A 14,252-nucleotide genomic window follows, 5' to 3' on the forward strand; every position below is an offset into this window, starting at 1 on the left:
ATGGCAGAAGCGATAAAAAGGTATATTCCAGCGGATAAAATTGAGATCCGCAGCACAGCAGACGGTGAAAACGAAACAAATACCCGGACTATTGGTGGTTACGTGGTGAAATTTAATCAACGTAGCCAATTAATTTGGGGCGAATTTTATGAACGTGTTGCAGCAGGGGCGTTTTCGCGCAGCTTGCAAGAAAATACGATCAAGGCATTCTGGAATCATCGCAGCGATTTTGTTTTGGGGTCAACCAAAAACAGCACATTGCGGCTATGGGAAGATGGGACAGGACTTGCCTTTGAATTGGATCTGCCTAATAACACGTGGGGGAATGATGCTTTTGAGTCGATCCAACGTGGAGATGTAGACGGGGTGAGTTTTGGGTTTTATGTCCGTAGTGATGCTTGGCAGTATCTCAAAGAAGAGGACGTATACGAGCGCACGCTCTTGGACGTCAACTTGTTTGAAGTTTCGCCAACTCCTTTTCCTGCATATCAGGATAGCGAGGTCAATGAGCGCAGCGCAGAATCTTTGTTGAGTCAGGCGGGCCAAATGACACGAGAGCAAAGGAAATTGGAAGCTGAAAAATTAATGCTTGAACTGGACTTGTTGGCTCTAGGCTAACGAGTTTTTTATTCCCAAAATACGAAAGCGAGGAAACGATATATGGACCCGAAAGAAAGAGAATTGCGCCAGAAGTTGGCGGGACTTTTGACTGAGGCACGCAAACTGACGAATGAAGGAAAACTCGAAGAGGCGCATACGATCAAGTCTGAAGCGGAAGAAATTCGGAAGCAAGTGGACCTGATGGAGGAATTGCGTAACATGGATACTCCCGGCGATACTACACCAGCAGAAGTTACACCTGAACAGCGCAAGGATGAAGGTTTAGACAATGATCAATATCGCAGTGCGTTCCTGAAATCTCTCCGGGGCAAGCGTCTTTCAGGAGAAGAGCGTGACTTGATCGAAAAAGCTGAGACTGAATTACGCGCTGGAATGAGTGGCGCAACAGAAGAAGATGGCGGGTTGATTATTCCGCAAGACATTCAAACGCAAATTAATACATTGCGTCGATCGTTCCTGTCTTTGGAACAATACGTCACTGTTGAGTCCGTTTCCACGCGTTCAGGTTCCCGTGTAATCGAAAAGAATGCTGACATTACGCCGTTCACCGAGATTACCGAACTTACGGATTTGGACGAAATGGACAATCCGAAATTCAAATCTTTGAACTATACAATCAAAGATCGTGGGGGAATTTTGCCATTGTCCAACAGCTTGCTTCAGGACACGGACCAAAATTTGATGCAGTATTTGGCACGTTGGATTGGTAAGAAGTCGGCGGTCACAAGAAATAAGCTGATTTTGGACATGGCTGCGACATTTACGAAGGTTCAGATTGCAGACGTGGATAAGATCAAAGAAATTTTGAATGTCACACTAGACCCTGAAATTGCCATGAGTACTATTATCATCACGAATCAGGATGCATTCAATTTCTTGGATAAACTGAAAGATTCAGACGGAAAGTATTTTCTACAACCCGACCCAACGCAACCAACGCGAAAACTGTTGTCTGGGAAACCTGTTGTAGTCGTCGCGAATCGTTGGCTACCTACAACTGGAACTACTACTAAAAAAGCGCCGATGATTATCGGTGATATGAAAGAGGCAATTGTCTTGTTTGACCGTCAACAATACTCTATCGCATCGACAAATGTAGGTGGTAAAGCGTTCGGTCGTAACTCTACAGACGTGAGAGCAATTGAACGTGAGGATGTAGTTAAGTTCGACGATGAAGCTATTGTCTACGGTGAATTGACGCTGACATCTTCCGGAGCATAAGGGGATTCTTCCCCTTGTGAAAGGAGGGTGACGCGTGCTAACGACAGTGGAAAAACTGCAAAAGAATATGCCCGATGAAGATCCAGACTATTTGGCAATGATTATTGCGGCGGCTTCCCAGGCAATTGAAGAATATTGCAATCGATCATTTAAAAAGCAGGCATATACCGAAATTCTGAGCGGCGTTAACCCTTCGAAGTATCTGAACCTTAGAAATTATCCAATCCATGAAGTGACTAGCATGCACATTGAGGGATACACGGTTTTGGAAGAAGGAAGACTGTTCAGACAATCCGGTTGGCCAGCGGGAGAAAACAACATTTCAGTTCAGTACATTGGCGGTTACGTGTTGCCAAGTGATGCAACCGAGGAAGAACCGCGTACGTTACCGATGCCGCTTGAATTGGCATGCATTCTGTATTGTCAGACTCTCTTGAGAGATCCGGGCATCAAGTCTGAACGGGTAGGGAGCATTTCTGTTACATACGGTGACCAAAACGGGCTACCCGGTCCGGTCAAGGCCTTGGTTTCTCCATATGTCGGGAGGTGGGTGTAATGGCAGGAAGAAGGCGCAGTGTAAGGCGTGCCAATGTGCAGTACACCGGAGATATGGACTTGTCAGTGTTGGTGGATCGAGTCCGGCCATTAATGGACCAAGAAGTGGTTATCGGTGTTCAGGGTAATGCGGAGTTGGCTATGATTGCGGCTGTACATGAATTTGGATCGGCCAAGATGAACATTCCGGCTCGTTCCTTTATTGGTACCGGGAAGAAAAAAGCGCAGGCTGCTATAGGCAAACTTGTTCGGGCTGGAGTGAACGAAATCGCGCTTGGAAACAAGACGGTTGAATCTCTCTTGCAGGAGATCGGAGAAGTTGGGCAACAACGAGTGGTCAAGAACTTTGACCGGATCAAGCAGCCGGGAATATCTGCAATCTATGCCCGTTACAAAAAAGGGAAACGGTTGTTACAGTCCGACATGGATTTGCGAGATTCTATCGTCTTCCGTGTTCGACGTAAAGGAGGGTAGCCATGAGATTCGATCAAGCGCGAGTCCTGCGCAAGTATGAGCGTCCATACACCCTTATCCGAGAAGGTGAGGGGGACTGGAACTCTGTCGGAGTCTATCAACCTCCTGAGACGCAGAGAATTGACCTGGGAGGGTCGATACAGCCATTAGGGGATAAGTTAACCCAGACGGATGGAGGGCGTTACACAGTGGACGACAGGCTGTTGCTGACAACGTTCCAGCATGATGCAGGTGACGTTGTGGAGCATCAAGGCAAACAGTACACGGTTGAGTCTGATAGTGACTGGAACCAGTACAGCAATGTCAATGAATATCGTCTGAAGAGGGTGAGTACCCATGATCCAGTTTGAATCGATACGGAAGACGATGATTGAAGGGCTGGCTGCGGCACTGGGTGTGCGAGTCATTGAAATTGATGGCGTAAACAAGGTTCCTCCAGTGCCGTTCATGTCGTACGGTTTTTCCGATGAGGGGAGTGTGCGCGGACACATGGCTGTAACCCTTGAAGACGACAAGATGGTGCATACAGGAGACGTGCCGCTGAGCGTGATGTTTCAAAGCTATGCCCATGATCGTCTGGGAGCTGTCGTTCTGGCGAACCGGGCAAGGGATTGGTTCCTGACGGCTGGACATCAGATCCTGAAGGATGAGGTTAACACTGTTGTCGTGACGATTGGCGAGTCTATCAACAATGATGTTCAGCTAGGGACGGAATGGGAACGCCGTAACGGTTTTGAAATCGAGTTGCGAACCAAAAACGTAATCGAAGAAAACTACATACCGATTGAATCGGTAAATGTGGAAGGAGTTGAGCCACTTGGCTAAAGACGTAAATGTAATCATTGAGATTGAAACACCCACACCACGCCTGGGATTTGGTAAGCCATTGATTCTGGGTTCATCCGCAGCGGGGAAGCCGTACAAAACATACACAGAATTATCAAGTGTCAAGCTGGATTATGCGGAAACGACTGAGGAATATAAGGCGGCATACGCTTTGTTGAATCAAGGTGATGATTCTCCAGCAGAGATTGCTATCGCCTGTCAAAAGACTGGCACTGAACCGGAGAGCATTGATGATGTTCTGGGTCGTTTGTGGAAGGAAGATTGGTATTTCCTGATCACCACAACCACGCTTCAAGCAGATGTGGATGAATTTGCAGCAGCGATTGAACAGAACAACTCAAGAGAGTATTTCACACGTTCTTCTACTCTTGCGGATGTTGCCTTGTTGCTGGCCAAGAATTATAGCCGGACTATAGTTTTCTATCATACTGATATTTCAAATTACCCAGAGGCGGCATTGGTTGGCCGGGTGGGTTCTGCTCCCGTTGGATCAGTGACATGGAAATTCAAATACTTGCAAGGCATTGTTCCTCTTGATATTACAGATACGGATTTGCGGGAAATACATGCCGCTGGCGCTATTACGTATGTGACCAAAGCCGGGCAGAATCAAACGTCCGAAGGCAAAACTTTGTCTGGTGAATGGATCGATGTCATTCATTCCAAGGATTACATTCGTTTCAACATCGAGTATGCCATTCAGAGGCTTTTTGCCAACACGGACAAAGTGAGCTTTACGGATACGGGTATTGCTCAGTTGGAGAGCGAGACACGAACCGTCCTTCAACAAGGTTTCAATCAAGGCATCATTGCTGCTGATGAGGACGGCCAACCGATGTATGGAACAACGTTTCAAACCCGCGCCCAAACTGATCCAGCTGATCGGGCGAAACGGATTTACAACGGCGGGTCATTTTGGTTCGATCTGGCTGGGGCAATTCATGAAACTACCATTCGCGGTCTAATCCGCAAGTAAGGAGGGATAATCCACTATGGCAGCAACAACATACGATTCCAAGGCCGTCAGCGTTATCGTTGGCGGTGTTTATCTTACCGGGTTTTCGGAGGATATGGTCGAGGTAGAGAAAGATGAAGACAATTTCGAGGTAAAGGTTGGCGCTCAAGGCGATACCGTCCGGACGAAGGTGAATAACCCTCTCGGCACAGCTACCGTTACGTTACAGCAGACAAGCCCACAAGTGGCCTATCTGGATGGACTTGCGAATAGTGGGAAACTGGTTCCAGTCACGATTATCAATGCGGGACCACCAAAAGAGACCATCACCGTAACAGAAGCATTCATCAAAAAGCCTGCATCTCGGACTTATGGCAATGAGGCAGAGGATCGGGAGTATGAATTTGTATTGATGGACATGTTGTTCAGCTAATTAAAAACCATAATAGAAAAGGATGATATACCATGGCAAACTTCGCACAAAAACAATTCACTTCTAAAGCAGGAAACGAGTTTACATTCCAGTTCCCAGGCGTTCGACAAGTTACCAAAATTTCAGACCGTATGAAAAATAAATTTGGTGTACCTCAGGATGAACGACTTGCAGAAGAAATGCTTTCTCATGTCGTAGTTGAGCCTAAAACGAAGGTGGATGACTTCAAGGGTCCGTCTGGTTATAAGGAGCTGGGCGAAGTCGTAGGCGCAGCTTATGCATTCATTACAGGTAACGACGAGAAAGAAGATTCCGAGGAAGATTCCAAAGATGCTGAGTAAATCAGCAGCACGAGAACGCGCCACAAACAATTGGGCGCTATGGCGGTTGTTGTTGTCTGATATGTCGATCACATACAGTGACCTGGACAACATGGAACCTGATGATATCGCTGAAGCTAATGCGGCACTGGACCTTCATATTGAACAACAAAAGAAAAATGAAAAACGGAAATAGGCGTCCATTGCGGGCGCCTTTTCTGTTTTAAGGAGGCGGTTTGAGGTGGCGGGAGGTATCATTGGCAACCTCATGTTTGCCGTAGGTTTCAAGCTGAACACCAGGGGTCTGGATGAAGGAAATAAGAAAATATCTACCCTGACCAAAGGCGTTGTCGGGTTGGGTGCTGCTGGTGTGGCTGCAATGGCTGGATTGGGAATTGCCGGCATAGCAGCTGCGACGGAATTCGAAAGAGCTATGTCCGATGTGCAAAGCGCTACGGGCGCGGCGTCCGATCAGATGGCGGAGACTAAGGAAGTTGCTAAGAACCTATACAGTCAGAATTTCGGTGAGGATTGGGCAGATCTAGGCAGTGCTATCTCAACGGTTCAACAAGTAACCGGGCAGACCGGAGATCAGCTGGAAAGCACAACACAGAGCGCATTATTGCTACGTGATGCTTTTGGCTTTGAGATTAACGAGTCTGTAAAATCGGTTGATACCATGATGAAACAGTTCGGTATCACATCAGAGCAGGCATATGATCTACTTGCGCAAGGCGCTCAGAAGGGTTTGAACAAGTCTGATGAATTGATAGACAGCGCCAACGAATATGCCAACCAATTCAAATCCTTGGGATTTTCGGCTGATGAAATGTTTGATGTCTTTGCAGCCGGTTCTGCAGAAGGTGTTTTCCAGCTCGATAAAGTTGGGGATGCGGTAAAGGAATTTAACATCCGATCCAAAGACGGTAGTAAGGCTTCAATAGAGGCGTTTGAAATGTTGGGTCTTAATGCGGATACGATGATGCATACGTTCGCCAAAGGTGGACCTGAGGCGAAATCGGCATTTAGCCAGATTATTCAAATGATATCTGACGTTGAAGATCCAGTTCTCAAAAACCAAATTGGTGTATCGCTTCTGGGTACTCAATTCGAGGATCTAGAGGCGGATGTTGTTGCGGGGATGGGCAGGGCCACAAGCCAGTTCAATTCCACAGGTGAAGCCATGGCTGAGCTGAACAAGATTAAATTTGAAAAGCCAGGCGAAGCCTTCCAGATGTTCGGCAGACAGATTGAAACCAGTATCCTGATACCTATCGGTGAGAAGCTTCTTCCGTATTTCAACCAGTTCGGGCAATGGATGGCGGATCACAAACCACAGATTGAGGCGGTTGGTAATGCTATCGGTGATGGGCTAGGTGCTGCATTGGAATGGACAGGGGATGCAGTTGCCTTTGTTTATGACAAATTCAATGAGTTCATTCCCAAAATTATTGAGTTTAAGGATCAGGCTATTTCTACATTCCAAGATTTCAAGAAAACATTAGAGGATAATAAAGGCACAATTACCGCTGTGGCAGGAATTATCACTACCCTTCTGCTACCATCCTTGATTCAAACAGGCATTAAGGCGATGGTAACCGGAGCAAGAATGACAGCCGCTTTTCTATTGTCCAAAATACAAATTGCAGCTAACGCCGCTGTAATGACTGGTCAAATGGTTGTGGCTATGGCCCGTTATGTTTTCCAAGGATGGGCGGTCGTAGCATCAATCTCAGCCACCATTATTGCTTGGACTGCTCAAAAGGTAGCTATGGTAATTTCAACTGCTGCATCGTGGGCAATGACGGCGGCTCAGTGGGCGATGAATGCGGCATTCTTGGCAAATCCGATTACATGGGTTGTCCTGGCTATCATAGCGGTTATTGTGGCAGCGATTGTTATATTTAAAAACTGGGGAGCCATTAAAGACTGGTTGGTTGCCAAGTGGCAGGCCCTTAAAGCTGGAACCATATCTGCCTTTCAAGCCATGGGGAACTGGATCAAAAACATGTTCACAGGTTTGGTCAATTCGGTCAAAACTAAAGCGACAGCCATTTGGGACGGAATCAAGTCAATTTGGGACAAGATTACCGGATTCCTTTCAGGCATAAACCTGTTTGATATCGGAAAAAACATCATTGAAGGCATGATCAATGGTATCGGCAGTATGGCGAACGCCGTGGTCGATAAAGTCAAAGATATTGGTAACAGCATTACGGATAAGATCAAGGGTATCTTGGGCATCCACTCACCATCTCGCGTTATGATGGAGGTTGGTTTCTTCACGGGTGAAGGTTTGGCCCGAGGAATTGAAGGGACTCAGGATCGTGTGTCCGGTGCTTCAGCTGATGTCACAGAAGAGATCATGCCTGATGTGAATGGACGGTCTGCCATGGCTCCAGCAAGAGCGCTTGCTCCTGCAACTGCTTCAACTGCTGGCGTGGCAGCAAGCTCCAGTATGAACGTCAGCGTAAATATCGATATCCGGGCGGATGCTTCTACGGCAAACGCTGCAACCGACATCGGCGCAGAGGTTAAACGACAACTGCAATTGGCGTTGGAAGAAACGTTCAGACGCATGGGGCTACAGGTTCCTGAAATGGAGGGAGCTTAATGGCAAAGATTGACGGTCATTACATCTTGGTGGAACAGGAAAGCCCGACATTTGACGTGGATATCACCACGCAGCCTGTAGAAAAAGATATCGACATGACGGACCATGTTCAGCGCAAAGCCAGGACGATGGGCATTACAGGTGTGGTGGCCGGATCGGATGCATCCAAGATACTCGCGTATCTCAAAAAAGCATCCGATTCAGGCCAGATTGTGAAGTATGTCGGCCGTATGGCTTTCACTGGGATCATATCCGGACTGGCAACAGGACATACAAACCAGATTGCCAATGGATACACGATATCCTTTACGATGACTGAGGTACGTATTGCCACAGCATCGTATTCAGCCAAACTACCTACACCTGTCAAAGCTCAGACAGTCAAGATTGTCAACTCAGGAACGAAACAGACCAAGGAGAGCAAAAAATCCAAGTCGAAGAGTTCCAAAGATAAGGACAAGTCAAAGTCGAGCAAGCCCACAAAGTCCAAATCGAAAAAAGAGAAGGAGCCTGTAAAAAAGGTTAAGTTTAAACCAGGCAGCCCATGGGCGTAAGGAGGTTGTATGGACTACATCGATATCGAAAAAGACCTGATTCCCTATCGCTTTGATATATCGCTGGATGAAGAGATTTTCACATTTGAAGTCCAATATAATGAGCAGTTCGATTACTTTACCGTGGATCTGGAGAAGGATGGAGAAGTCCTGGTCACAGGTGAAAAGCTGGTGTACGGGACGACTCTTTTCTATGATGTGATAGACAAACGTTTCCCGAGGGTGCCGATCGTTCCATACGATCAATCCGAGACGGAACATATAGTGAACTGGCGGACGCTCTCAGAGAGCGTCTTTTTATATTTGATCGAAGGTGATGAGGATGAAGAATAACTTTGGCCGTGTGGTCGAAGTCATGACCGAGGGCATGAAATTCAGCATGGACAAGTACAACATAGAGGGAACGATTCCATTTGATAATGATCCGTTGCCAAATGAGGCAGAAATCAAGATCTGGAACCTCTCGGATACAACGTTGAATAATATCAAAGCCAGAAAAGTCCTGATGGTCAATGCCGGATACAAAGGCGATATTGGGGTTATCTTGCATGGCTATATATCTGATGTGCGTACAGCTTGGTCAGGCGTGGACAAGATCACCACAATGAGAGTGTTGGACGGGTACGATATGTCCAAGCGGCAGGTTAAAGAAATCGCTTTTGCCAAAAATACTTTGGCCAGCAAGATCATTAAACAGATGGCGGCCTATATTGGGCTGCCTATCGCTCAAATGGATCTGAATCAGGATTACAGGTACCAGGACGGATACAGCGCCAAGGGTGCGGTCACAGAGATCATATCCAAGGTGTGTAAGGACTGCGGAACAAGCTGCTATATCAACAAAGGCAAGCTGTATATCAGGAGTCTTCGCCGTGGAGCGGATGAACTGTTCAAGCTCAATTCAGACACTGGACTGATTGGCACTCCTGCTGCTTTTGAGCAGAGCGGTTCCAAAGGATACAATCTCTCGTCCCAGCTTCAGTACCGGATCACAACTGCTTCAGCTATTGATCTAAAAAGCCGTGTCTTCTCTGGTCGACTTCATGTCCGGAGCGGTTCCCATACCTTCACCCGAACGGGAGATTTCAAGACGGATATGGAGGCGGTCATATGAGCAAGGTAGATCCAGCAGCGGCCATGGCAAAGTTGTTACAATCGCTTGTTGATAAGGCTATGGCAGATATCCATTGCGGCACGCCGTGTAAAGTGATCAAGTTTGATGAGGGTACATGCACAGCGGATGTACAGCCTTTGATTCGGACGACTTCGGATGATCCGGCCATGATTCTTAACGTTCAGGCGTTGGGCCATAGATACAAGGTTGATGGCGTGGAAAAGGAATATAAGCCATCTCTTCATCCGGGGGATGTTGTTATGGTGCAATTTGCTGATAATGAAATCCGGAACGCTATGACAGGCTCGGTTGCTCCACCGGATACGGGCCGAGCGCATGACCGTAACGATGCTGTTATTGTGGGGGTGTTTGGATGCAGTCTCTCAAGCTAATCGATGGGGATATCCAGTTTGATGATTTTGGGGAGTTACTGTTGGTGGAAGATACCGAAGAGTTGGCCCAGTGCTGTGAAATATCCTTGGGAACCAGGACAGGAGAATGGTTCCTGAATCCGGACTTGGGGATTGATTTCGATCTGTTCACCGGAAAAACTGTGAATGAAGAGGAAATGCGGGATGAGTTGAACCGTGCGCTCCTGGATGATGATCGTATTGAGAGCGTGGAGGAAATCACGTTCAGCATTGACCGGAAGGCTAGGGTTATGACGGTTTCGTTTTTAGCTATCGGAACCAACGGCGAAGTTGTAGAGCAGGAGGGGGTGGAAATCGGTGTTGGATGAAACAGGGTTCAAGCGGAAGCGTTTCGTGGATCTGTTCGAAGAAATGGAAGATAAGGCCAAGGAAGCATGGGGCGAAAAAGTGAATACCTCTGAAAAATCGCCGCTGGGTATCATCCTACGGCTTTTTGCTTGGTTCTTATCTATCGTCCATGCCCTTGCTGAAAAAGTATATTACAGCGGATACGTAAACACCGCTGAAGGTAACAGTCTGGACCGTCTGGGGCCATATGTTGGCGTTTCTCGGGTGCTGGACCAATACGCTACAGGAACGGTGACGTTGACAGGAACACCGGGGTATACCCAATCAGAAGGCTTTCTGATTGCTACAGAGGGAGATGTCCAGTTTGAGACACTTGATCCTGCTGTGTTTGACTCTACAGGCAAAACGATTGTAGCCATCGAGGCGATGGAGTCGGGCACAGGTAGCAACGTGGCTGCGGGACTCATTTCCGTTATCGTCAATCCCAACCCGGATGTCACGGCAGTAACCAACATAGCGGCCACGTCTGGTGGACGGGCCAAGCAAACAGACCCTGAATTTCGGGAGTTGTTCGGGCTGTCAGTTGCTGGTGGCGGATCAGCTACAGGCGATAGCATAAGAGGGGCTATCCTGCGTGTGGCTGGTGTACGTGCAGCGGCTGTAATTATTAATAGCTCCAAGGATATTGATTCAGCCGGACGGCCTCCGAAATCCTACCAGTCCTATGTACTTGGCGGTGAAGACGTGGATATTGCAACGGCCATTCTCGGTGTTGGCTCAGCTGGTATTGAATCCTATGGTGATACAACCGTAGTTTTAAAGGATCTGAGCGGCAACGAACAACCCGTCTCATTTTCCCGTGCTGAGGTGTTACCGATCCATATCAAGGTCCTTATCTATAAAACGTCATCATACCCGGCTGACGGTAACGCACAGGTGGTTTCGGCTCTCGCGCAGTTCATAGGGGGAACAGATTCAGACGGGACCGTGTACGCGGGGCTGAGCATGAACGATGACGTGATCCTGATGCGGCTGGTATCGACCATCTACAAGATTGCCGGGGTTGAGGATGTATCCTTGGAGCTGTCACAGGATGGAACGACATTCACAGCGGGAAATATACCTATCGAGGTATTCCAAGTAGCACAAACTGCAGCTGATTGGATAGAGGTGGTTACAGATGATTTCAGCAGCTGATTTAATCCGTAAATTGACCGATGTGTTCACGAAAAATCCCGAAAGCAACATAGGCAAGTTGCTAAGAATCGTAAGTGAGCCTATCAATGATTTAAAAGAGGGGTTCGAGAAGATTGAGCAGTGGCGGGACATTGACGAGGCCAAGGGAACAACGCTGGATCTGATCGGCGGAAACGTGGGCCAGAAGCGCGGCGCGGCTTCAGACGATGTGTACCGGATTATGATCAAATCCAAGATAGCCCGGAACTTGAGCAAGGGCGATGTTAATACGATTATTCGGGTTATCGCCTTGGCCGTAGGTGCCAGTTACTCGGATATCAAAATTACTCAGAAGTTCCATGACCCACTTGATCCGGAACCGGCTGCAATTGCCCTGATGCGTCTTCCGCTTGAGCGATTGGCTTCTTCCGGTATTGAACTGAATCAGTTCGTGCAGATCATATCCAAGACGGTAGCTGCCGGGGTGAGTGTCCAGAGTATTGAATTGCAGGGGACGTTCGAATTCGGAGGACTTCCGGAATCTTATGATTCAGCGGCCGGATTCGGTGATATCAACGATGAATCAATTGGTGGCGGTCTTGGGGCTGTATATCAAGCAGGAACAAATACAGACTTACCAATATAGGAAGGGGGCCACAACGTGGCATTTACACAAAAGGTACCTGAATGGCATGAAGTAGGAACTGAACCTTCCGAGGTTCAGAAACAGACTGGATTTCAACCAGGAATGAAACCTCCGGCGCAGTGGTTCAACTGGTTTCTTAACTGGACTTATCTCGCTTTAAAAGAGCTTCAAGAGAAGGCGGCTGAACAATCTAATGTGGACTTTGCTTTGGAAGAGATTCAGGCCGATATAATCCAGCTACAAGATGATATTGGAAATGCAGATATACCGGATGCATCCCTTACGGTAAAAGGTAAAGTGCAGCTATCAAACAAGATTGATGGAGGTTCCGAAAGTCTTGCACCTACTGAAAAGGCACTCAATGATGCAAGATTAGTAGCTCAAAAGTATGTAGATGATAAAACTTGGCAGAAATATAAGCTTACAGAGGACAATGGTGACGCACAATATTTAGCTTTAGCTGATTTGAACAACATAACTACACCAGGAATCTATTACGTAGGAACAGCTACCAACAGACCTGGAATTAACACCAATTATTATGTTGAAGTAATTAGAAATTATTCGGGTTCAACTTTGCAGAGAGTGACTTTGTTCAATAGCAACGAAGTTTACACAAGGCAAAAGGCTACAACAACAACATGGACACCTTGGGTATTACAAACACCAGAAGAAAACCTATGGGGGGCGTTATAGATGCCAACAGTAGCAAATAGATTTTTTAAGGGGTCAGTATCGTTAACGGAAATAAATGCTTACACAGTTCCATCTGGTGCCATGGCCATGGTAAAAGCGGTGACTTTATGCAATCAATCATCTGCCCCGGCCAAGTTTAAAATGTCATTAGGTTTTACGAACGTAATATTCGATCACGAAATTAAAGCTAACGACACGGTAACCATCCCGTTTTTGGATCAGATAATGCTTGCCGGGGAAGTGATACGCATATCTTGCAATCCTACCAACGCAATTGCTGCTATTATCAGCGGTAAAGAGGTGACATAATGCCAGGGATAGATAGTTACTCATTGGATAATTACGGGTTGGATGGTCCTTCCTTTGTATACCCTGATTACGCGACGGGTTCCTTTACAGCAGGATCAAACTTTCAAGACTTTACAATGGACGATGGATTCCCATTAAACTTTAGGGGTTTTATTGTAACAGGGTTGTCTTTTAGACCCAAAAAAATCGTTGTGAGAAATACTAATAAGCAATTAGCGTTTTTAGCTTATGATTCAGCTACAGCTTCGGGCGTACCGAATGCAGATGGGACTTCCTTTAGCTTAGCATTGTACGGATTGGTTTATTCTGGAAGGGACTTTCGAATGATGAGAATAAGAGAATATTCAGGAAATCCAATGGCTAATACCTACGGATATGTAACTCCGAGTTCTTTCAACCTACCCTGTCCTGGATTGAATACAGATGTAATGATATGGGAAGCGTTTGGGTAACACGTCCAAAACGGAGCGTGTTTTTTGGCATAGGGTCACAATATATAGAGATATGGAGGCGATGTTAATATGCGAGTAGGGATGAGAATTATATATGACCAAGATGGCGAAATTGTATTTAATTCAGGCGAAATGAGTGGGGACGTTCTTCCGCGAAAGGAGGTGACCAAGATTGAGCATATTGACCTTGACTACGGAGTAATTAACTTTTTGACGCACCGTATAGTAAGGATCGATATAGAGACAAAACAACCGATACTGGAAGAGATACCAATCGTCTTGTCGCCTGAAGAACAGCGTATCAAAGAATTGGAAGATCAAGTTTTGTTGTTAGCCAATGAGAATACAGGAGGGATTTTGTAATGGTGAACGATGTAGTTGTGCGTATTGCGGCAGAGAGAATTTTGAATAAAGGACAAAATCCTAAGACTGGACAGGTGTACTTGCTTGATGACATTACGAATACTGATTATCGCCAGGCTGTTGAGGATTACATTTTAGAAAAAACTGAAGGGATCTAACAAGCGTACCCAAGTGGTGCGCTATT

General features: G+C 46.7%; 23 protein-coding genes. All 23 read left to right on the plus strand.

What is annotated here, in order from left to right; genetic code table 11:
• The 23 genes from MHB43_RS10320 to MHB43_RS10430 all read left to right on the plus strand — a co-directional run bounded on the left by MHB43_RS10320 (position 1) and on the right by MHB43_RS10430 (position 14,226).
• A complete protein-coding gene (locus tag MHB43_RS10320; protein WP_405131892.1) occupies positions 1-618 on the plus strand; it encodes an HK97 family phage prohead protease in 618 nt (205 codons plus the stop codon).
• A 42-nt stretch (positions 619-660) separates the two neighbouring features.
• Positions 661-1,842: a phage major capsid protein gene (locus tag MHB43_RS10325; protein ID WP_405131893.1), complete on the plus strand. Its 1,182-nt coding sequence runs from the start codon at positions 661-663 to the stop codon at positions 1,840-1,842.
• A gap of 34 nt (positions 1,843-1,876) precedes the next feature.
• On the plus strand, positions 1,877-2,398 hold the full coding sequence (locus MHB43_RS10330; protein ID WP_405131894.1) for a phage gp6-like head-tail connector protein: 522 nt from the start codon (positions 1,877-1,879) through the stop codon (positions 2,396-2,398).
• Positions 2,398-2,871: a hypothetical protein gene (locus tag MHB43_RS10335; RefSeq protein ID WP_405131895.1), complete on the plus strand. Its 474-nt coding sequence runs from the start codon at positions 2,398-2,400 to the stop codon at positions 2,869-2,871. The genes MHB43_RS10330 and MHB43_RS10335 overlap by 1 nt, the downstream gene beginning before the upstream one ends.
• 2 nt (positions 2,872-2,873) lie before the next feature.
• Positions 2,874-3,221 (plus strand): hypothetical protein, encoded by a 348-nt coding sequence (locus MHB43_RS10340; RefSeq protein WP_405131896.1) that lies wholly within the window; start codon positions 2,874-2,876, stop codon positions 3,219-3,221.
• Positions 3,208-3,696 (plus strand): LIC_12616 family protein, encoded by a 489-nt coding sequence (locus MHB43_RS10345; RefSeq protein WP_405131897.1) that lies wholly within the window; start codon positions 3,208-3,210, stop codon positions 3,694-3,696. The genes MHB43_RS10340 and MHB43_RS10345 overlap by 14 nt, the downstream gene beginning before the upstream one ends.
• Complete coding sequence (locus MHB43_RS10350) at positions 3,689-4,693, plus strand: DUF3383 family protein (protein ID WP_405131898.1); 1,005 nt, start codon at positions 3,689-3,691, stop codon at positions 4,691-4,693. The genes MHB43_RS10345 and MHB43_RS10350 overlap by 8 nt, the downstream gene beginning before the upstream one ends.
• 16 nt (positions 4,694-4,709) lie before the next feature.
• Entirely contained in the window at positions 4,710-5,105 is a 396-nt protein-coding gene (locus tag MHB43_RS10355; protein ID WP_193723776.1) for a phage structural protein, read from the plus strand.
• A 32-nt stretch (positions 5,106-5,137) separates the two neighbouring features.
• On the plus strand, positions 5,138-5,446 hold the full coding sequence (locus tag MHB43_RS10360; protein ID WP_405131899.1) for a hypothetical protein: 309 nt from the start codon (positions 5,138-5,140) through the stop codon (positions 5,444-5,446).
• Complete coding sequence (locus MHB43_RS10365; RefSeq protein ID WP_405131900.1) at positions 5,436-5,621, plus strand: hypothetical protein; 186 nt, start codon at positions 5,436-5,438, stop codon at positions 5,619-5,621. Before MHB43_RS10360 ends, MHB43_RS10365 begins: the two co-directional genes overlap by 11 nt.
• A 45-nt stretch (positions 5,622-5,666) precedes the next feature.
• A complete protein-coding gene (locus MHB43_RS10370) occupies positions 5,667-8,039 on the plus strand; it encodes a phage tail tape measure protein (RefSeq protein ID WP_405131901.1) in 2,373 nt (790 codons plus the stop codon).
• Positions 8,039-8,593 (plus strand): phage baseplate protein, encoded by a 555-nt coding sequence (locus tag MHB43_RS10375; RefSeq protein WP_405131902.1) that lies wholly within the window; start codon positions 8,039-8,041, stop codon positions 8,591-8,593. Before MHB43_RS10370 ends, MHB43_RS10375 begins: the two co-directional genes overlap by 1 nt.
• A 9-nt stretch (positions 8,594-8,602) precedes the next feature.
• Entirely contained in the window at positions 8,603-8,926 is a 324-nt protein-coding gene (locus tag MHB43_RS10380; protein WP_405131903.1) for a phage baseplate plug protein, read from the plus strand.
• Positions 8,916-9,707 carry a phage protein gene (locus MHB43_RS10385; protein WP_405131904.1) on the plus strand — a complete coding sequence of 264 codons (792 nt, stop codon included), beginning with the start codon at positions 8,916-8,918 and terminating at the stop codon, positions 9,705-9,707. Before MHB43_RS10380 ends, MHB43_RS10385 begins: the two co-directional genes overlap by 11 nt.
• Complete coding sequence (locus MHB43_RS10390) at positions 9,704-10,099, plus strand: Gp138 family membrane-puncturing spike protein (RefSeq protein ID WP_405131905.1); 396 nt, start codon at positions 9,704-9,706, stop codon at positions 10,097-10,099. The genes MHB43_RS10385 and MHB43_RS10390 overlap by 4 nt, the downstream gene beginning before the upstream one ends.
• On the plus strand, positions 10,081-10,446 hold the full coding sequence (locus MHB43_RS10395) for a DUF2634 domain-containing protein (protein WP_405131906.1): 366 nt from the start codon (positions 10,081-10,083) through the stop codon (positions 10,444-10,446). The genes MHB43_RS10390 and MHB43_RS10395 overlap by 19 nt, the downstream gene beginning before the upstream one ends.
• On the plus strand, positions 10,436-11,623 hold the full coding sequence (locus MHB43_RS10400; RefSeq protein WP_405131907.1) for a baseplate J/gp47 family protein: 1,188 nt from the start codon (positions 10,436-10,438) through the stop codon (positions 11,621-11,623). The genes MHB43_RS10395 and MHB43_RS10400 overlap by 11 nt, the downstream gene beginning before the upstream one ends.
• Positions 11,607-12,248 (plus strand): hypothetical protein, encoded by a 642-nt coding sequence (locus tag MHB43_RS10405; protein ID WP_405131908.1) that lies wholly within the window; start codon positions 11,607-11,609, stop codon positions 12,246-12,248. The genes MHB43_RS10400 and MHB43_RS10405 overlap by 17 nt, the downstream gene beginning before the upstream one ends.
• A gap of 15 nt (positions 12,249-12,263) precedes the next feature.
• Positions 12,264-12,944, plus strand: a complete 681-nt coding sequence (locus MHB43_RS10410; RefSeq protein WP_405131909.1) for a tail fiber protein — start codon at positions 12,264-12,266, stop codon at positions 12,942-12,944.
• Positions 12,945-13,253 (plus strand): hypothetical protein, encoded by a 309-nt coding sequence (locus MHB43_RS10415; RefSeq protein ID WP_405131910.1) that lies wholly within the window; start codon positions 12,945-12,947, stop codon positions 13,251-13,253.
• Complete coding sequence (locus MHB43_RS10420; protein WP_405131911.1) at positions 13,253-13,705, plus strand: hypothetical protein; 453 nt, start codon at positions 13,253-13,255, stop codon at positions 13,703-13,705. The genes MHB43_RS10415 and MHB43_RS10420 overlap by 1 nt, the downstream gene beginning before the upstream one ends.
• 69 nt (positions 13,706-13,774) lie before the next feature.
• Entirely contained in the window at positions 13,775-14,068 is a 294-nt protein-coding gene (locus MHB43_RS10425) for a hypothetical protein (RefSeq protein WP_405131912.1), read from the plus strand.
• On the plus strand, positions 14,068-14,226 hold the full coding sequence (locus tag MHB43_RS10430) for a hypothetical protein (RefSeq protein WP_405131913.1): 159 nt from the start codon (positions 14,068-14,070) through the stop codon (positions 14,224-14,226). Before MHB43_RS10425 ends, MHB43_RS10430 begins: the two co-directional genes overlap by 1 nt.
• Positions 14,227-14,252 lie beyond the last annotated feature (26 nt).

The sequence above is a fragment of the Paenibacillus sp. FSL H8-0317 genome (assembly GCF_045040685.1).
In the GTDB taxonomy this organism is placed as follows: Bacteria; Bacillota; Bacilli; order Paenibacillales; family Paenibacillaceae; genus Paenibacillus.